Annotated in this window: 17 protein-coding genes and 1 riboswitch; of the genes, 15 read left to right on the top strand and 2 right to left on the bottom strand. The window is 43.5% G+C overall.

Annotated features, from left to right (window positions below; all coding sequences use genetic code 11):
- Positions 1-39: 39 nt before the first annotated feature.
- The 6 genes from RIN70_RS04440 (at position 40) to RIN70_RS04465 (ending at position 5,219) form a co-directional block, all read left to right on the top strand.
- On the top strand, positions 40-591 hold the full coding sequence (locus RIN70_RS04440) for a GNAT family N-acetyltransferase (RefSeq protein WP_195623075.1): 552 nt from the start codon (positions 40-42) through the stop codon (positions 589-591).
- Positions 584-1,861, top strand: a complete 1,278-nt coding sequence (gene spxR, locus RIN70_RS04445) for a CBS-HotDog domain-containing transcription factor SpxR (protein WP_195623074.1) — start codon at positions 584-586, stop codon at positions 1,859-1,861. Before RIN70_RS04440 ends, spxR begins: the two co-directional genes overlap by 8 nt.
- 20 nt (positions 1,862-1,881) lie before the next feature.
- Complete coding sequence (locus RIN70_RS04450) at positions 1,882-2,742, top strand: methionyl aminopeptidase (RefSeq protein WP_003015764.1); 861 nt, start codon at positions 1,882-1,884, stop codon at positions 2,740-2,742.
- Positions 2,743-2,826: 84 nt separating this feature from the next.
- Positions 2,827-3,798 (top strand): YihY/virulence factor BrkB family protein, encoded by a 972-nt coding sequence (locus tag RIN70_RS04455; protein ID WP_195623073.1) that lies wholly within the window; start codon positions 2,827-2,829, stop codon positions 3,796-3,798.
- A gap of 252 nt (positions 3,799-4,050) precedes the next feature.
- A complete protein-coding gene (locus RIN70_RS04460; RefSeq protein WP_070589239.1) occupies positions 4,051-4,515 on the top strand; it encodes a MarR family winged helix-turn-helix transcriptional regulator in 465 nt (154 codons plus the stop codon).
- Positions 4,512-5,219, top strand: a complete 708-nt coding sequence (locus RIN70_RS04465; RefSeq protein WP_195623072.1) for a B3/B4 domain-containing protein — start codon at positions 4,512-4,514, stop codon at positions 5,217-5,219. Before RIN70_RS04460 ends, RIN70_RS04465 begins: the two co-directional genes overlap by 4 nt.
- A 25-nt stretch (positions 5,220-5,244) precedes the next feature.
- Here RIN70_RS04465 and RIN70_RS04470 read toward each other — a convergent pair whose 3' ends face one another.
- Positions 5,245-5,688 carry a GtrA family protein gene (locus RIN70_RS04470; RefSeq protein WP_003006737.1) on the bottom strand — a complete coding sequence of 148 codons (444 nt, stop codon included), beginning with the start codon at positions 5,686-5,688 and terminating at the stop codon, positions 5,245-5,247.
- Between the two features lie 28 nt (positions 5,689-5,716).
- Positions 5,717-5,822: riboswitch (PreQ1 riboswitch) on the top strand.
- Here RIN70_RS04470 and RIN70_RS04475 point away from each other — a divergent pair.
- The 4 genes from RIN70_RS04475 to pulA all read left to right on the top strand — a co-directional run bounded on the left by RIN70_RS04475 (position 5,820) and on the right by pulA (position 11,721).
- Positions 5,820-6,329 (top strand): QueT transporter family protein, encoded by a 510-nt coding sequence (locus RIN70_RS04475; RefSeq protein ID WP_049474757.1) that lies wholly within the window; start codon positions 5,820-5,822, stop codon positions 6,327-6,329. It overlaps the preceding riboswitch by 3 nt.
- An 85-nt stretch (positions 6,330-6,414) precedes the next feature.
- A complete protein-coding gene (gene ligA / locus RIN70_RS04480; protein WP_129824170.1) occupies positions 6,415-8,373 on the top strand; it encodes an NAD-dependent DNA ligase LigA in 1,959 nt (652 codons plus the stop codon).
- Positions 8,374-8,382: 9 nt separating this feature from the next.
- Complete coding sequence (locus tag RIN70_RS04485; protein ID WP_003006748.1) at positions 8,383-9,345, top strand: diacylglycerol kinase family lipid kinase; 963 nt, start codon at positions 8,383-8,385, stop codon at positions 9,343-9,345.
- A gap of 78 nt (positions 9,346-9,423) precedes the next feature.
- The gene (gene pulA / locus RIN70_RS04490; protein ID WP_254727734.1) at positions 9,424-11,721 is read left to right on the top strand and encodes a type I pullulanase; all 2,298 of its coding nucleotides are present in this window, start codon (positions 9,424-9,426) and stop codon (positions 11,719-11,721) included.
- Between the two features lie 54 nt (positions 11,722-11,775).
- On the opposite strand, the gene RIN70_RS04495 is transcribed toward pulA, so the two are convergent.
- Positions 11,776-13,935 carry an LTA synthase family protein gene (locus RIN70_RS04495; protein ID WP_049497311.1) on the bottom strand — a complete coding sequence of 720 codons (2,160 nt, stop codon included), beginning with the start codon at positions 13,933-13,935 and terminating at the stop codon, positions 11,776-11,778.
- Positions 13,936-14,165: 230 nt separating this feature from the next.
- Between RIN70_RS04495 and RIN70_RS04500 the strand changes: the two genes are divergently transcribed.
- The 5 genes from RIN70_RS04500 (at position 14,166) to aroC (ending at position 19,274) form a co-directional block, all read left to right on the top strand.
- On the top strand, positions 14,166-15,329 hold the full coding sequence (locus RIN70_RS04500) for a class I SAM-dependent rRNA methyltransferase (protein ID WP_061590959.1): 1,164 nt from the start codon (positions 14,166-14,168) through the stop codon (positions 15,327-15,329).
- On the top strand, positions 15,326-16,003 hold the full coding sequence (gene aroD / locus RIN70_RS04505; protein WP_003014374.1) for a type I 3-dehydroquinate dehydratase: 678 nt from the start codon (positions 15,326-15,328) through the stop codon (positions 16,001-16,003). Before RIN70_RS04500 ends, aroD begins: the two co-directional genes overlap by 4 nt.
- Positions 15,993-16,865: a shikimate dehydrogenase gene (gene aroE / locus RIN70_RS04510; protein WP_003014367.1), complete on the top strand. Its 873-nt coding sequence runs from the start codon at positions 15,993-15,995 to the stop codon at positions 16,863-16,865. The genes aroD and aroE overlap by 11 nt, the downstream gene beginning before the upstream one ends.
- Before the next feature lie 162 nt (positions 16,866-17,027).
- Positions 17,028-18,101 carry a 3-dehydroquinate synthase gene (gene aroB / locus RIN70_RS04515; protein WP_003014392.1) on the top strand — a complete coding sequence of 358 codons (1,074 nt, stop codon included), beginning with the start codon at positions 17,028-17,030 and terminating at the stop codon, positions 18,099-18,101.
- Positions 18,102-18,107: 6 nt separating this feature from the next.
- A complete protein-coding gene (aroC, locus tag RIN70_RS04520; protein ID WP_272143634.1) occupies positions 18,108-19,274 on the top strand; it encodes a chorismate synthase in 1,167 nt (388 codons plus the stop codon).
- Positions 19,275-19,289: the final 15 nt, after the last annotated feature.

Raw genomic sequence — 19,289 nt, forward strand, 5'->3', positions numbered from 1 at the left:
TGATAGTGGCGGCTGGATACACGAACAATGGAGTTTGAAATGAATATTTGGACGAACTTAGCTGCCTATTCACTAATTGAAACACAAAGGTTGTATTTACGACCTTTTCTCTTTGAGGATGCGGAAGATTTTTATAAGATTGCTTCGAATCCTGAAAATTTACACTTTATCTTCCCTGCACAAGCCGATCTTGCTGAAACTCAATATGTACTAGCCAACTATTTCATGAAAAATCCTTTGGGGGTTTGGGCGATCTGTGATAAGGAAACCAATCAGATGATTGGCTCCATCAAGTTTGAAAAGTTGGATGAAATTAAGGGAGAGGCTGAGTTAGGCTACTTTTTACACAAAGATTTTTGGGGAAAGGGTCTGATGACAGAAGCGGTCAAAGAGTTGGTCTCTCTATCGTTTGAAAAATTTCAACTGAAGGAGCTTAAGATTGTCACCCATGTTGAAAATGCAGGGAGTCAAAAGGTCGCTTTAAAGGCTGGCTTTCGTCTCTTTCGTCAATTTAAAGGGAGTGACCGTTATACGCGTAAAATGCGCGATTATTATGATTTCCGCCTAGGTAGAGGGGACTTCTATGAGTAAACACCAAGAGATTTTAGACTATCTCGAAAAATTACCGATTGGAAAACGGGTCAGTGTTCGGAGTATTTCCAATTTTTTGAATGTCAGTGATGGAACAGCTTATCGTGCCATTAAAGAAGCTGAAAATCAAGGAATTGTAGAAACGCGTCCTAGAAGTGGGACCATCCGTGTTAAATCGAAAAAGGCTGTACTAGAGCATTTGACGTATCGAGAAATCCAGGAAATTACCGGTTCGGAAATTTTAGCTGGTGAAGAGGGGCTCGAAAAAGAATTTAATAAATTCTACATCGGTGCCATGACGGAGAAGCACGTCCTAGACTATGTGTCTGAAGGGGGCCTTTTGATCGTGGGAGACCGCACCAGCATTCAACGATTGGCATTAAAGCATGACAATGCAGTCTTGGTGACAGGTGGCTTTGAGGTGAGTGAAGATGTGATTGATCTGGCCAATCAGGTGCAAATCCCAGTCATCCGAACTTCACACGATACCTATACCGTCGCGACCATGATCAATAAGGCCTTGTCCAACATGCAGATCAAGACGGATATCTTGACAGTGGAACAGGTCTATCGGCCCTTCCATGAGTACGGCTATCTTTCTGAGACGGATACGGTCCGGGATTATTTAGATTTGGTTCGAAAGAATCGCTTTAGTCGTTTTCCGGTTGTCAATCAGCACCAGATGGTAGTGGGCGTCGTAACCATGAGAGATGCTGGAGATAAGGCACCTCAGACGACCCTTGATAAGGTGATGTCACGGACTATTTTTACCACTAATTTGTCCACCAGCATTGCAACGATTAGCCAACGGATGATCGCTGAAGATTATGAAATGATTCCTGTTGTTCGTAATAACCAGACCTTGCTGGGTGTTATTACGCGTCGGGATGTCATGGATCGGATTAGCAAGGTGCAGTTTTCGAGCTTACCAACCTTTAGTGAGCAGATTGGTCAAAAGATTCAAACAGAAAACGACCATTACCAATTTACAGTGGAGCCAAGTATGTTGGAGAAAAGTGGTGTTTTGGCCAATGGGGTCATGATCGAAGTGCTGATGAAGGTTGTTCGCAAGATGATGCAACACAGTGGGCGTAGCTTGATCGTCGAACAGCTGATCATCAATTTTTTACAAGCTGTGCAGGTGGACGATGTGATCCGCATTGAACCACAACTTGTTCGGCGAACCAGACGTTCAGCCTTGGTTGATTTTAGCTTGTATCTAGATTTGCAGCTGGTCGCAAAAGCAACCATTACCATTAAGATTAATTAAACAAGAGAAATGAGGAGACAATGATTACATTAAAATCACAACGTGAAATTGAAGCAATGGATCGTGCAGGAGATTTCCTTGCCAGCATCCATATTGGATTGCGTGACTTGATCAAGCCAGGGCTCGACCTTTGGGAAGTAGAAGAATATGTCCGCCGTCGCTGTAAAGAAGCCAATGTCTTACCACTTCAAATCGGAGTAGAAGGTAGTCTCATGGACTATCCTTACGCGACTTGTTGCGGTTTAAATGATGAGGTTGCCCATGCCTTTCCCCGTCATGTTATCCTGAAAGATGGTGATCTCCTCAAGGTAGATATGGTCTTATCTGAGCCACTCGACAAGTCTGTTCTGGATGTTTCAAAATTAGATTTTGATAATGTAGCCCAAGTGAAGAAATACACGGAGTCCTATACTGGTGGCTTGGCGGACTCTTGCTGGGCTTATGCGGTTGGAAATGTTTCTCAGGAAGTTAAAGATTTGATGGACGTGACTAAAGAATGTCTTTACAAAGGAATTGAGAAAGCAGTCGTAGGCAACCGCTTGGGAGATATTGGCGCAGCGATTCAAGAGTATGCAGAAAGCAAAGGCTATGGCGTGGTGCGTGACTTGGTCGGACACGGTGTCGGGCCTACCATGCATGAAGAACCAATGGTCCCACATTATGGTCGTGCTGGACGCGGTCTTCGTTTGCGTGAAGGTATGGTCTTGACGATTGAGCCAATGATCAATACCGGTACTTGGGAGATTGATACGGATATGGAAACTGGATGGGCCCATAAGACCCTCGACGGTGGCCTTTCTTGTCAATACGAGCATCAATTTGTGATTACAAAAGATGGTCCAGTGATCCTAACTAGTCAAGGTGAGGAAGGAACATACTAAAAAATAGAGAGGAAAGAATGGAGCTGAAGGCAAGTTGTCTGGTTTCGCTCTTTGCTCTTTTTTAGTAAAATGGGGAGGTGACGAATGAAAAAGGTCCTACAAAAAATACTGGGACAGCCATTTATAAAAGGCTTCGTGCGATTTTATCAGAGTGCAGAGTCTGATATCACTAGCATTGCGGTTGCCTATTATTTGCTGATCTCCATTTTCCCTTTGATGCTGATTGCAGCCAATATTTTACCCTACTTTCATATTCGTCCTACCCAAATTCTTTTGAGCTTACAAAAAGTCTTGCCAGCCTCCTTATATCGAATAGTGGCACAGATGATTTCGAGTGTGTTGACCAAACCGTCAACAGGCTTACTGAGTTTTTCGATTGTTTCCGCTTTGTGGATCTTCTCACAGAGCATTGCCTACCTCCAAAAAGCCTATAACAAGAGTTATGGGGTGGAAAAGGAGCGTGGTATTATCTGGGGGCGACTCTTTAGCTTTCTGATCAGTTTTGCCTTGCAGGGCTTGTTTGGACTCTCGCTGATCCTTTCCATGTTTGGGAAAATGATCGTTCGTTATCTCTATCAGACCTTTTCATTTGATCGGACGATTTATGTGCGCTTACTGAATTTGACAGAGCCGACCATCTACCTCTTACTTTTTGTCAGTCTGGTCTTGCTCTATTACACCCTTCCAAATGTCAAAATTCCAAAATTTAGATATGTATTGCCAGGGGCGACCTTTGTTGTTGCTGTCCTGTATGCGATCTTGAATATCTTTTGGAAATATGTGGATCGTTATGTGAGTCATTTCTTAGATGCTCGTTTCTTCGGTTCGGTCGTCCTAGCGGTCATCATGTTCTGGTTCATCTTGGTGGCAAAAATCATGATTATTGGTTGTATTTTAAACGCCAGTATCCAATTTGCCAGAGAAGCCAAGTTCCAAACGCGCAGTGGAGAAATTGTCTCTAAGTTAAAATCAGAAGAAGTGGACTTTCGGCATAGAGAAGTTTCACAAAAATTAAAGCGTCGGTTACGCTTGATAAAAAAAGAAAAAACGGAATAAGGGAGAGTGGGACAGAAATCGGTAATTCGTTAGAATTCGATTTCGTCGTCCCACCTCCGCACAGTTGAGTAGGGCTGTAAAAGCTGATGGGATCAGCGTAGTAGAGCCCACTCAACCACTGCGTCTTGCTCGACAATTCAAAAATAATTGAGAGGCTAGGACTTTTGTCCCAGCCTCTTTTTTGTTATCTATTTTTATTGCATTTGCAATAAAAATGTGTTATGCTATTGTCAATAGGAAAGGAGGAGTAAGATGAGTATTTTGCGTGAGATTGGAATCATTGCGAGAGCACTGGATTCTATAGCAAATATTGAATTCCGAGATTTGGATCTGGCGCGTGGTCAATACCTCTACTTGGTGCGAATTGCCGAGCAACCTGGAATGATTCAGGAAGAACTCTCTGAAGTCTTGAAAGTAGATCGATCCACCGTTGCAAGGTCTGTAAAAAAACTAGAAGAACGAGGCTTGATTCAACAGCGTCCAAGGGGTGAAAACCTTAAAATCAAGGAATGGGAATTAACTGAAAAAGGTAAGCAGATTTACCCCTTCATTTTAGGGGAGCATCTTTACTCTGAGACAACTGCCTTAAAAGGATTTTCCAAAGAAGAAGTCGCACAGTTAGAGGAGTATCTCATCCGAGTTCGAGAGAATATCACCTTGGATTGGGAGCTAGTCAAAAAAGGTCAAAAAAGAAATTACAGTGAGGTAAAGCAATGAAAGTGACAGTCGATCAAGCATTTTGGGATTTATTTCCAACAGCTAGCATTACAGTGATGTCTTTGTATGGCATTGATAATACAGTAGATGAAGCCAAGGATCCTTATTTCAAAGAATTGTTGGACAAGGGTACCAAGCGAGCATGGGAATTTATCGATGAAGAAAACTATACCCAGAGTGAATTTGTCCAAGAGTGGCGCCAAGCTTTTAGCAAGTTTAAAACAAAAAAAGGAGCCCGATCTTCCATCGAGGCACTCTTAAAACGGGTTCACCAGGGGCGTGAATTCTATCCGATTAATCCGTTGGTGGATCTTTACAATAGTGTGTCTATGGCTTATGCCCTTCCTTGTGGGGGAGAAGATATGGATAAATTGGTGGGTGGCCTCTCTCTAGGTCAAGCGAAAGGAGGCGAACCTTTCTTTCCATTAGGAGCTGACGAAGATGCGCCAGCTTTGGAAGGGGAGATCATCTACTACGACCAAGAAGGCGCCGTTTGCCGTTGTTTGAATTGGCGTGAGGCTCAAAGAACCATGCTAACGGAAGATACCAAGGACGCTATTTTGGTCATTGAAGCCATCAACGAGGAGCAGGCCAAACGAGCCCAGACAGCCATGCAGGAATTGAAAGATCTAGCCAAGGATTATTTTGGGGTTGAAGGCACCATCCATCAATTAAGTGCAGAGCATGCAAGTATAGAAGTTTAAAAGAATAAAGCTTGAAACAATCGTTTCAAGCCTTATTTTTGTTTTTAAAGACAAAGAGTTTACTAAAGACGTAATTGAGGACCACAATGGCCACTTGTGCAAAGAGGGTTTCAATCAGATTGATTTGACTCTTGTTATTGTTGACAAATTGCCCGATAATTCCTGGGAATTGCTTGACAAAAATCTCAGTCAAGGCCATATCTAGAATAAAGGTCCCAGAGCGCGCAATTGCAAATCGAATCAAGCGCTGAAACCAGCCCTTTCTTTCTTGTTTAAAGACAATGGTATCGTTGGTCGCAAAGGCAAAGAGGATCCCAGCGATGTTTCCAATCGCGGTCGCTAATCGTTCATCACGAGACACTTGATAGATGAAGAGGCGGGTTCCGACGGAAACAATGGTTGTGGCAACCCCAAAAAAGAGATAGGATAAAATTTCATTATCAAAAAATTTTTTAATTAGTATTTTCATAAATTCAGTCTACCATAAAACCTCAAAATATGCTATACTTGAAAGGTTGAAGAATCAAACCTTCAACCCTTGGTGCTTAAGATCCTTTCGCCAAGCATATTACACGCGGGAAAACCGCTAAAGGAGAATAGATGAAACAGTTAACTGCTCGTGATATGGCACAAATTGCCATTGTTGCTGCGATTTATATCGTATTGACCATTACCCCACCTCTTAACGCTATGGCCTACTATGGCTATCAATTCCGCGTTTCGGAGATGATGAATTTCTTAGCCTTCTACAATAAGAAGTATCTGATTGGGGTGACGCTTGGTTGTATGATTGCTAACTTATTTAGTTTTGGATGGATCGATGTCTTTGTTGGTGGAGGTTCAACCTTTGTCTTCCTAGGACTTGGACTTATTCTATTTGGTCGGTTCAAAAACAAGTTCGTATTCAACGGCCTTATTCGGTTAGACCATTTCTTGTTTGCGATTTTCTTTTCCATCTCCATGTTTACGATTGCCTTGGAACTTTATTACCTTCAAGGCCAACCATTCTTCTATAACTGGTTGACCATGGGATTGGGCGAATTTGCATCCTTGATTTTTGGAGCGATTGTGATCAATCAACTTTCTAAACGGATCGATTTTACAAAATAAGAAAAGGGAGCTTTGGCTCCTTTTTTTAATGCTAAGAATGCAGTAAATTCAAGGCTAAATTAAGATTTTATGATAAAATAAGAACATGAAAACCAGAATGAAAGAATTAGTGGAATTACTCAATCGATATGCTTACGAGTATTACACAAAAGACGCTCCATCTGTTTCAGATAGTGAATATGATCAATTATATCGGGAGTTGGTGGAACTAGAAACCGCTCATCCTGATGAGATCTTACCAGAGAGTCCAACTCACCGTGTAGGTGGGGTGGTTTTAAAAGGCTTTACCAAATACCAGCACCAGTATCCCCTTTATAGTTTGCAGGATGCTTTTTCGCGTGAAGAATTAGAAGCCTTTGATCAGCGTGTCCGTAAGGAATTTCCTTCTATCAGCTATGTATGTGAGCTGAAAATCGATGGCTTGTCCATTTCCCTCACCTATGAAAATGGAGTCCTCGTAACGGGGGCGACACGTGGGGATGGTTCTGTCGGTGAGGATATTACAGAGAACCTCAAGCGGGTCAAGGATATTCCTTTGGTGTTACCAGAGCCAGTGAACATTACAGTTCGAGGCGAGTGCTACATGCCACGGGCTTCCTTTGATCGGGTCAATCAGATCCGTCAAGAAAACGGCGAGCCGGAGTTTGCTAATCCGAGGAATGCTGCTGCAGGAACGCTTCGCCAATTGGATACGAAAATCGTGGCCAAGCGAAATCTTGCAACTTTCTTGTATCAAGAAGTGAGCCCGACAGATCAAAGCAGTCAGGAAGGCGTGCTTGAGAAATTAGCCCGGTTAGGCTTTGTCGTGAACCAAGAGCGAGTGCTGGCTGAGGATATGGAGCAAATTTGGGACTTTATCCAAAAAGTAGCTCAGCTTCGAGAGGATCTTCCCTACGATATCGATGGGATCGTCATCAAGGTCAATGACCTAGCTGTTCAAGAAGAACTAGGCTTTACCGTTAAGGCTCCTAAATGGGCTGTCGCCTATAAGTTTCCAGCTGAAGAAAAAGAAGCGAAAATCCTATCGGTGGATTGGACGGTTGGACGGACCGGTGTTGTCACGCCAACTGCCAATCTAACTCCAGTCCAGCTAGCAGGAACTACCGTTAGTCGGGCAACCTTGCACAATGTGGACTATATTGCTGAAAAAGATATTCATCAGGATGATACCGTCATCGTCTACAAGGCGGGTGATATCATTCCTGCGGTCTTACGTGTTGTTAAAGATAAGCGAGTCTCTGATCAAGCATTAGCCATTCCAACTCATTGTCCAAGCTGCCAGAGTGAGTTGCTTCATTTCGAGGATGAGGTGGCCCTTCGCTGTATCAATCCACTCTGTCCAGCGCAGATCAAGGAAGGATTGAACCACTTTGCAAGTCGGGATGCTATGAATATCACAGGCTTGGGTCCAGCTGTTGTAGAGAAACTCTTCGCCGCTCAGTTGGTAGAGGATGTAGCTGGGATCTATCGTCTGACAGTCGAGGATCTATTGACCTTAGAAGGCTTTAAAGAAAAATCTGCTGAAAAACTCTATGAAGCCATTCAAGCTTCAAAAGAGAATTCAGCTGAGAAATTACTCTTTGGTTTGGGGATCCGCCATGTCGGTAGCAAGGTTAGTCAAATCTTGCTCCAAGAATTCCATGACCTCGATCAATTGGCTACAGCTGATCCAGAACGAATTGCTGGCATTGACAGTCTCGGTATGGTCGTGGCTGAAAGCCTCAAGCGTTATTTCGCGCAAGAAGGATCCAAGCGCCTACTGCAAGAGCTTAAAGAAGCTGGCGTCAATATGGCTTATCTTGGTGAGAAAGTCGCTGCTGATGCGGCCCTATCAGGAATGACAGTCGTTTTGACTGGGAAGCTAGAGCGACTCACGCGTTCAGAAGCTAAGGCAAAATTAGAAAGTTTGGGCGCTAAGGTAACTGGATCGGTTTCCAAAAAAACAGATTTAGTCGTTGCAGGCAGTGACGCTGGTAGCAAGTTAACCAAAGCACAAGAATTAGGAATCCAGGTAGAAGATGAGGCCTGGCTTGAAAGTTTATAGAGGATCTTTATGGTAGAACGAATCAAAAAAGCCCGTTTAATTTATAATCCGACCTCTGGGCAAGAAATTATCAAGAAAAATATTGCGGAAGTCTTGGACGTACTCGAAGACGTGGGCTATGAAACCAGCGCTTATCAAACGACTCCAGAACCATTTTCTGCCCAAAATGAAGCAGAAAGAGCCGCTAAAGCAGGCTTTGATTTAATCATTGCCGCTGGTGGAGATGGTACGATTAACGAAGTGGTCAATGGGGTCGCAGGTCTGGAAAATCGTCCGCAGATGGCCTTTATTCCGACCGGTACCACCAATGACTATGCGCGTGCCTTGAAGATCCCGATGGGAGATCCTGTGGCGGCTGCCCGCATTATCGAAAAGAATCAAACCATTCAGATGGATATTGGTCGTGCCTATGGCAGCAAGTATTTCATCAATATTGCTGCAGCAGGAACCATGACAGAATTGACCTTCAGTGTTCCAAGTAGTGTTAAATCTCGCTTGGGTTACTTTGCCTATGTGGCAGAAGCTGCTAAAATGTTGCCACGAAACAAGGCTCGTAAGGTGCGGATTGAGCACGACAATGGTGTCTTTGAAGGGCCAGCGTCTATGATTTTTGTGGCCTTGACCAACTCGATTGCTGGTTTTGAAAGTGTCGCGCCAGATGCTAAGCTTGATGATGGGAACTTTACCTTGATTATCGTAAAAACTGCTAAGCTCTTTAACATGTTGTCCCTGATGATTCAGGCCATTAATGGAGGCAAGCATGTGCACGATGAAAATGTAGAATATCTCAAGACCAAGAAGTTGACGATCGAAATGTTAGGAAAAAATGCTCAACCGTTCCGCATCAATCTAGATGGGGAATACGGGGGAGATACTCCGGTTGAATTGGAAGTCTTCCATAATCACTTGGAATTCTTTGCAAATATTGATGAAATCAACAACGATGCTTTGGTTCACCCATCTGAAGAATAAAAACAAATAGTTGGAGTCCATTACGTGTTTTGAAAGCGGATGGTTCCTTCGGTATTAAATTGGAAATAGGAAAATGTTATGCGACAATACCATGTAAAGCTTCATTTTCATAAGCAAAAAGGAAATTATTTTGCCTATGATATGTGGCAATGGCAGGATCAAGTAGAAGGAAAATCAGTCTCTTTCTCCAAGTTGGATTATTTTGGAGTGGAGGGAAATCTGGTATACGAGAGTAAGGATGCCTTGAACCGGGGCCATGTCCTAGTTAAAGAAGGGGATTGGCTCACTAAGACCCGGGACTTTGAAATCGAACTCTTACCAGAAGGGCATGTTCGAGAAGTGTGGATTCTTGATGGAGACGATACAGTCTATTATTCTTTGCAAGCTGCTTTGACGAGTCATGCATACAGCCATCGTCAGCCTCATGCCTACGATATGGCGATGCGCCCTCGAGAGTTTGATGCCAAGTGGGCATATCAAGGATGGCTCGGTCATCGGGAGGAAGAAGGAGAGCATTGCTTTAAACTGTGGGCTCCTACTGCTAAGAAAGTTGAATTGTTACTCTATCAATCAACAGAATTGGATGCGCCTATTTGGAAAACTATTCCGATGATGCGTGGCAAACAAGAGTCTAGCTACCACCCAGAAAATACCCATGGTGTTTGGATTTTAGATTTTCTAGGAAATTTAAGTGGCATGGCTTATCAATATCGTGTGAATTTTGAACACCATACTCAAGTGACGAGCGATCCTTATAGCATTGCAACGACAGCGGACGGGATGCGCACTGCCATTCTTTCAAGAGCAGATCGTCAGTTTGATTGGGGTCCTAAAAAAGGAGCCGATGCGACTCCTTGGCGCTTGGACAATCCTTGTCAAGCAGTGATTTATGAGATGCACCTTCGAGATTTGACCAAATCACCGACTTCAGGTGTGGACGAGTCTTTGCGTGGAACCTATCTGGGCGCTTGCCAAGAAGGAACCGTCAATAGCCATGGTGATGCAACTGCCTTTGATTATATCCGTCAGTTAGGAGTCAATGTCGTGCAACTGCAGCCCATTTCTGATCGCTTTAAACAGTACGACGAAGAAGGCCGTGTGACCTACAATTGGGGTTACGATGTTCAAAATTATTCCGCACCAGAAACGAGTTTTTCGACGGATCCATCCAATCCGAAACAAACCGTGAAAGAGCTCAAAACCATGATCCGGGCTTATCATGAGGCAGGAATTTCTGTGGTCATGGATGTGGTCTACAATCATATCTACTCGACCGAGCATGGTCCTTTCCAAAATACAGTACCCGATTATTATTACCGGATGGAGCCAGATGGTCGCTTCCAAAATGGGACAGGTGTCGGTAATGAAACAGCTAGTGAGCATGAAATGTACCGCAAGTACATGATTGATTCCCTCACACACTGGGTCAAGGAGTACCAGATCGATGGCTTCCGCTTTGATTTGATGGGCATTCATGATGTAAGGACGATGAATGCTATTCGGGAGGCTATGGATGCTCTAGATCCTCGCATTCTTCTTTACGGAGAAGGCTGGGACATGGGGACAGGTCTCGCACCAGAAGACAAGGCTAAGAAAGACAATGCAGCGCAATTGCCTCGAATTGGTTTCTTTAATGATACGGAGCGCGATGCCATTAAAGGGGCTGAGGTTTATGGTTCCATCAAACGTGGCTTCGTCAGTCGAAAATCGACGGAGAATATCGTTGCACGTGCTGCTTTAGGTAGTGCGGAGCTTGGCAATTATTTAAGTCCCAATCAGGTCTTGAATTATGTGGAAGCTCACGATAATTATAATCTTTATGACTTGCTTCAGACCCTTCATCCGAATGAAGAAGTAGCAGGCTTGGTCAAGCGCTCAGAGTTTGCTACAGCCATGAATCTACTCTTCCAGGGCATGACCTTTATGCAATTGGGTCAAGAGTTCATGAGGACTAAATTGGTAGCGACAGGTCCTGATGGTGAGATCACCCCTTTGGATCGTGAACGGGCCATGAATTCCTACAATGCTCCAGATTTTGTGAATCAGGTCAATTGGGATCTGGTCAGTCAAAACAAGGAATCAATTGCCTATATCCGAAGCTTGATCAATTTGAAGACAAGTCTTCCTGTCTTAGAGCTTGAAAGCTATGATAAAATCTATCAACAAGTCTTTATCCAATCTGCAACTGATACCAGCGGTCTTGTCATCTATGAACTAACAGGAGACAAGAAGTACTTGGTCATCTTCAACGTCAGCGGGCTTCCATATTACCTCCAAAATTCAAATAAATTGACATTGATGGTTGGGAATAGTCGTCATAAACGACCATTCTACGTGGAGAATTTAACAGCTTCTGTTTTTGAAGTCCTAGATTAAGTTCTTTTTAAAGAAATCACAAAATCCCTGAGTTTGAAAACTCAGGGATTCTCTTTATTTAGAAGAACTGCTACTGGTCTCTGTTGAGGAAGAACTATCGTCTTCTGGGTGCAATTCTTTATAAGTTGGTGCCTTGAAGAGATCAACGGTAGACTGGTTGCCACGTTGGTTATAAAGGCTGGTTGATTTGTCACCTTTTTCCTTTTCAATCTTCTTCAATGCCTTGAAGGAATTGGTGTAGGAATAATCTTCTGGATTGACTTTTCCAAGATCATTGCCCTTGAAGAAGCGAAGGAGATCACCGGTCTGGATGCTATCGCTAATCTTCAATTGCAGGTTAGCAGCTTCCCTGATCTTGTCCAGTTCTTCCTTGGTTTTTTCGTCTGGGTTGGTGATTTCCTCACCTGTTTTGGTGTAATAGGTCCGGCCACTATAGCTTGTATACTCTGGAGTTACAAAGTAGTTAGCGGAGCGGAAGGCGACGATTTGATCATGTTCTGGTGAGAGCATATCTTGACCAACTTGGAGGAATTTGTTGGATTCAATGCCTAGCAAATGTTCCAAGGTTGGGAGCATATCGATTTCGCCACCATAGGTATCAATGATGCCACCCTTATCCATACCTGGAATAACTACCATATAAGGAACGCGTTGCAACATGGCATTGTCATAGCTTGACCACGTTTCAGAGTTCTTACCAAGTAGAGGGGCAAGAGCTGGGTTGCGGGAGTTTGAAATTCCGTAGTGGTCCCCATAGAGAACGATGATGGAATTTTTGTAAAGACCAGATTCTTTTAGGTAATCAAAGAAGGCCTTGATCGAAGAATCTAGGTAGTTAGCGGTCGCAAAATAGCCATTTATGGTTTCGTCCTGAGTCTTAGCTAGAGGGAAGCCAAGATCATCTCCTGACAAGCTGGTCGTATAAGGATAGTGGTTGGAAACCGTAATGAACTTCGTATAGAAAGGTTGTTGCAATCTTTCTAGGTATTTGATGGAATCCTTGAGCATGTATTTGTCATTAAGACCATACTGGAAGGAATTGCTGCTGTTTTGTTTGGTGAAGTAGCTGGCATCAAAGAAGTAATTGTAGCCCCATTGTTTATAGGCGGTATTTCGGTTCCAGAAACTTCCAGCATTCCCGTGGAAAACAGCGCTCGAGTTGTAACCATTTTTTGAAAGAATAAATGGTGCAGCCTGTTGGGTATTGGTTCCACCATAGTTCACCATAAAGGAACCTTGGTTGAGTCCGAAGAGGCCTGTTTCAATCATGGTCTCAGCATCGGACGTTTTCCCTGCCTTGACTTGGTTAAAGACGTTTGAAAAGGCAAAGGTTTCTTTCGAGTGGTAAAGTGAGTTTAAGAAAGGTGTCACTTCATATTCTTTATCGTCTACTTTCAACTTGTAATCGATCAAGAATTGTTGGAAACTTTCCAGGTGAATGTAGATGACATTACGGCCTTTGGCCATTCCAAAGTACTCAGGATTAGGTTTGGCATAATGCTGTTGGATATATTCTTCCACCGGTTTTAAATCTGCTTCGGAGGCTTTGGAACGTTCTTTGTTGGCAGCATAGGTCTGATTAGCGCTATACCCCAGAAAGGCTGGTAAGCCTAGGGCACGAACGACATAGTAGTTTGAGAACCCACGAGTCAAGAGCTCAGGTCGGTCAATTTCTGCAAGGAAAAGGTTGGCCGAAAAGAGCATAGCCGATAAAGAGGTAACCGCAAAACTAGCTCGTTTATTGAAGGGACGATTGTCCATTCGAATCCATTTCTTAAAGAAGAAGAAAGCTAGAATAGGGAAATCTAGAATGTAGATCACATCCCAAGGTCGGAACAATTCTAAAGCAGCAGCTCCGAGACCGGCAGAAACCTTGCTGGAAGCCAACATGGTATTGACCGTTACGAAGTCTGTAAACTCTCGATAATAGATGGAGTTGGAAATCAACCAAATAAATAAGAGAAGGTAGATCCCAAAGGCCAAACTATAAAAGAGCTTGGTTCGTTTGATATAAAGTGCAAGACCAATGAAGAGCAGACTGATCGGCAATGGGTTGATCACTGCTAGAAAAATCTGATACGGTCCCTGAATGTCTAAATTAAAATCAACTGAATAGGCCCACATGGTTTTGAACCAGTAGAGCAACAGAAGGGTCAAGACAAATCCTAGTCTGGTACTCATGAAATTGAGTATCGAATTCGTAATTTTTTTCACAAAATGTTACTTCCTTGTCTTATTTCCTAAAAATTTTCATATACAAGTATACCACAATTTTATGGAGAAAGAAAAAAATGACTGTAAAGGAGAGGAAAGAAATAGGAAAGATCCGGCATTTTATATCATTTGAAGCTAAATGATGAGAGCTAGGATAAAATGGTAAAAAAAGTTCCAGTAAATAAAGCCTCCCTTTGTGAAAACTGTAGACTTTTGCTATAATAGAGGGTATGAAAAAACTCACAGTCAGTCGCCAAGTCGCAACAAAAATCAAACAAGGACAATCCCTTCTTGAAAAGCAAGATTTTGACTCACTTCCTGCTTTGGATCAAGCGGTTCAATTGCTTTCAGGAGATGGACAATCCCTCGGGGTCGGATACTTATCTGAACAAAATAAAGGGATTGGATGGTTTGTTTCGCAAGAGTTGGTCGCTTTTGATCAAGACTTTTTTAAAAAGCTTTTCATCAAAGCCAAGCAATACCGTCGTTCTTATTATGCGGATGAAACGACGACAGCCTTTCGTCTTTTTAACCAAGAGGGAGATGGTTTTGGTGGCTTCACGGTTGACTTGTATGGTGAGTTTGTTGTCTTTTCTTGGTACAATCCCTTCGTATTTCAGATCAAGGAAACCATTCTAGCGGCCTTTCAAGAAGCTTTTCCAGAAGTCCGAGGTGGCTATGAAAAGATTCGCTTTAAAGGCTTGGACTATGAATCGGCTCATGTCTATGGAGAAGAAGCTCCGCAAGAATTTTTGATTCTTGAAAATGGGGTCTCTTACCAAGTCTTTCTCAATGATGGCTTGATGACGGGGATTTTTTTGGATCAGCATGAAGTTCGAGGTGGCTTGGTAGAGGGCTTAGCAGCTGGCAAGTCCTTGCTCAATATGTTCTCCTATACGGCGGCCTTCTCTGTGGCTGCGGCAATGGGTGGAGCAGTTGAGACAACATCGGTCGATCTGGCTAAGAGAAGTAGAGAACTATCAGAAGCGCATTTTGTGGCAAATGGCTTGGCGCTGGATGCTCATCGTTTTGTCGTGATGGATGTCTTTGACTATTACAAATATGCCAAACGCCATGACTTAAGCTATGATGTGATCGTGCTCGATCCGCCTAGCTTTGCGCGGAATAAAAAACGGACATTTTCAGTCGCTAAAGATTACCATCGGTTGGTCAGCGAGGCCCTTGAGATTTTAAATCCAGGTGGGACCTTGATTCTCAGTACCAATGCGGCAAATGTGACCAAAGAAAAATTTAAAAAACAAATCGAAAAGGGATTTCAAGGCCGTAAGCATCGCTATCTAGCGGAATACGGACTTCCGGGAGATTTTCGATGGAACAAGAAAGAAGAAAGTAGTAATTACTTGAAAGTATTTACGATTAGGGTGGATGTATGAAGTTAGTTGTTTCGATTATGCCTCGCTCCTTAGAAGAGGCGCAACAACTAGATAGTTCGCGTTACGAGGATGCAGATGTTATTGAGTGGCGTGCGGACTTTTTAGAAAAAAGCGAGATCTTAACTGTTGCTCCTGCAGTTTTTGAAAAATTTGCTGGACGCGAGATTTTATTCACCTTGCGGACTCGAGCTGAAGGGGGAGAGATGGAGCTGACCAACGAGGAATATGTTGGAATCCTGAAAGATATTCAATCCATCTATCATCCGGATTATATCGATTTCGAGTATTATAGTCACCGTGAAGTCTTTGAAGAGATGTTGGAATTTTCAAATCTTGTTCTCAGCTACCATAACTTCCAAGAAACTCCGGAAAATATGATGGAGATCTTATCGGAATTGACCAGCTTTTCTCCAAAATTAGTCAAAGTATCTGTCATGGCCCACAATGAACAAGATGTTCTTGACTTGATGAATTATACGCGTGGTTTCAAGACACTGAACCCTGAGCAAGAATATGTAACGATTTCCATGGGCAAGGTCGGGAAGATTTCGCGCTTGACAGCTGATTTGACAGGTTCTTCCTGGTCTTATGCTAGAGTTGGAGATGAAAGTGCCCCAGGTCAAATTCCTCTTGAAAATATGAGAAGAATTCGGGAGTTATTAAATGAAGATTGACGGATATACTCGGATGGCAGCTGTCATTGCCCATCCCATTCGTCATAGTATCTCTCCTTTCATTCATAATCTAGCCTATGAATTAACAGCGACCAATGCTGCTTATCTAGCTTGGGATATTGCTGAAGAAGACTTAGAAAGCACCATCAGCCAAATTCGTAAGTTGGATATGATTGGGGCCAATATCTCCATGCCCTACAAGCAGAAGGTCTTTCCTTACTTAGATGAAGTGGATGAGATGGCCCGAAAGATCGGTTCTGTCAATACTATCGTTCACCGCGATGGTAAACTTAAAGGCTATAATACGGATGGGATTGGTTTCTTTCGTAGTTTACCTCCTGCTTTCTCTATTAAGGGAAAAACAATGGTTCTCTTAGGTGCAGGTGGTGCAGCTTTAGCGATTATTGCACAGGCGATTCATCTAGGTGTAAAACGTATCCTTGTCTTTGTGAGAGAGGAAAGATTGGTTCATTATCGTTCAATAGTTCAGTTGATTGAAGAAGGCTTTGATTTCTTGATAGAATTGTATGCGATTGAGAAAGATGAAGACGTTCAAAGCTCCTTTAATCAAGCCGATCTCATCTTAAATGCGACTGGTGTTGGGATGGATGGTCAGTCTCTTCCGATAGCGAGTCACTTGACCTTTCCCCCACAGGCCTTAATCGTAGAGATGGCTTACTATCCGGCAGTGCCCCCCTTTCTGCAATTAGCAGTGAATCAAGGAAACCAGAGGGTAAATGGGCTGGGAATGCTCTTTTATCAAGCTGAAGCAGCCTTTGAATTAATGACTGGGAAAGTATTTCCTACAGAGTCTGTATGGGAAGCATTGACAACAGAATATCGCCAATTTGTATGTGACTAAGAGAGGGGTTTACCTTTTCCTATTGAAAAAGCTTTATGAGATTAGAACAAGACCTGATTTAAAAAAAAACAGTCTTGCTCTAGTCTCTTTTTCATTTTGATTGAGACATGTGTCCTATTTCATGATAAGATAGAATCAAAGAAAAACGTGAAGGAGATTCCTATGAACGTATCGGTACCTATTCCAGGACATTCCTATGAGATTGTGATTGAAAGAGGTGGTCTCAACCAGGTTGGAGACTGGTTGCGCACTCTTTGGGGCGATAAAAAAGTCGCCATTATTTCCGATAACCGCGTGGCTAAGCTATATGCCTCTATCGTAGAGAAGAGCCTTGAGAAAGCTGGTTTTCAAGTGGTGCGCTTTGAGTTTCTTCAAGGAGAAGCCAGTAAGAATCTAACCACTGTTTCAAAAGTCTATGACTTTCTAGCTACCCAGGGCATGACGCGCAGTGATGGAATCGTTGCTCTTGGGGGTGGCGTAGTTGGTGATTTGGCTGGTTTTGCTGCCTCGACCTATATGCGGGGAATTTCCTTTGTTCAGATTCCGACTAGCTTGACCGCACAGGTGGATTCCTCTATCGGGGGAAAGACCGGAGTCAACACAGCACTTGCTAAAAACATGGTAGGGACCTTTGCTCAACCAGATGGTGTGTTTATTGATCCTGAAGTGTTGAGCACTTTAGGGCAACGTGAATTGATCGAGGGGATGGGCGAAGTCATCAAGTATGGCCTCATCCAAGATACGGAACTCTGGGAAGAATTAGAAGCCATGGATGGTTCTGTCCAGAGTATTTTAGAGCATGCAGAGAGCATCATTTCTCATTCTTGCCTGGTGAAGCGAGACCATGTGGTGGCAGATGAGTTGGACAATGGTATTCGACTGTATCTTAATTTTGGTCATACCATTGGTCATGCCATTGAAGCGACAGCTGGTTATGGGCAGGTCATGCATGGAGAAGCCGTCAGTATGGGCATGGTGCAGCTCTCCCGAGTTGCAGAAGAAAAGGGCTTGATGCCAAAGGGAATCACTCAAAAAATCGAAGGAATGTGTCGGAAATTTGGCCTTCCGGTGGACTATGAGAAGTGGGATAAAGAAGCCCTTTATCAAGCCTTGACCCATGACAAAAAAGCGCGTGGGACCAGCTTGAAATTGGTGATTGTTCCAGAGTTAGGGCAAGCAGCGATTCATCAAATCCCTCTTCAAGAAATGAAGGACTTTTTAAAAAGAAAGGAATAAGGTTGTATGAGATATTTAACAGCAGGAGAGTCCCATGGACCTCGACTAACAGCCATCATCGAGGGAGTTCCGGCAGGCCTTCCTTTATCTGAAGAGGATATTAATAAAGAGCTCAAACGTCGACAAGGTGGCTATGGTCGCGGTGCTCGGATGAAAATCGAGAGTGACCGTGTCGAGATCACATCAGGGGTCCGTCATGGCTTGACCATGGGAGGTCCGATTACGCTGAACGTGACCAATCTGGATCACCAAAAATGGCTGGAGATCATGAATGTAGCACCGGTCGAAGAGAAAAAGAAGAATCTACGTAAGATCACCAAGCCACGTCCTGGTCATGCCGATCTAGTCGGAGGGATCAAATACCGTTTTGACGATCTTCGAAATTCCTTAGAGCGTTCTTCTGCCCGTGAGACAACCATGCGTGTAGCCGTTGGTGCAGTTGCTAAACGGATTTTAGAAGAAATTGGCGTTGAAGTAGCCAGCCACATTGTTAATTTTGGGGGAATCGAGATTGCAATTCCCGAGAATCTAACCGTTTCAGAAATCAAGGAAAAGGCAGCGAAGTCGGAAGTTTCGATCGTTGTGCCAGAACAAGAAGAAGCTGTTAAGGCCTACATTGACCAAGTGAAAAAAGATGGCGATACCATCGGGGGGATTGTGGAAACCTTGGTTGGCGGTGTGCCTGTTGGACTAGGCTCCTATGTACAATGGGACAAGAAATTGGATGCCAAAATCGCTCAAGGAGTAGTCTCTATCAATGCCTTTAAGGGTGTTGAGTTAGGCCTTGGTTTTGACGCAGGTCGCCTAAAAGGTAGTCAAGTCATGGATGAAATCATCTGGTCTCAAGACACCGGTTATACCCGTCGCACCAATAATCTTGGTGGTTTTGAAGGGGGCATGACCAATGGTGAGCCCATTCTGGTTCGTGGCGTCATGAAGCCTATTCCGACTCTCTACAAACCCTTGATGAGTGTGGATATTGAAACCCATGAACCCTATAAGGCGACGGTTGAGCGCAGCGACCCAACGGCTCTACCTGCTGCAGGAGTGGTAATGGAAGCAGTGGTCGCAACGGTCCTTGCGACAGAAGTGCTTGAAAAATTCTCATCCGATAACTTGGAAGAATTGAAAGAAGCCGTTGCCAAGCACCGGGACTTTACGAAGAATTTTTAAGAGAAAGAGTTTTCC

Origin of the sequence: Streptococcus parasanguinis (assembly GCF_032163505.1) — a bacterium.
Taxonomy (GTDB): domain Bacteria; phylum Bacillota; class Bacilli; order Lactobacillales; family Streptococcaceae; genus Streptococcus; species Streptococcus parasanguinis_V.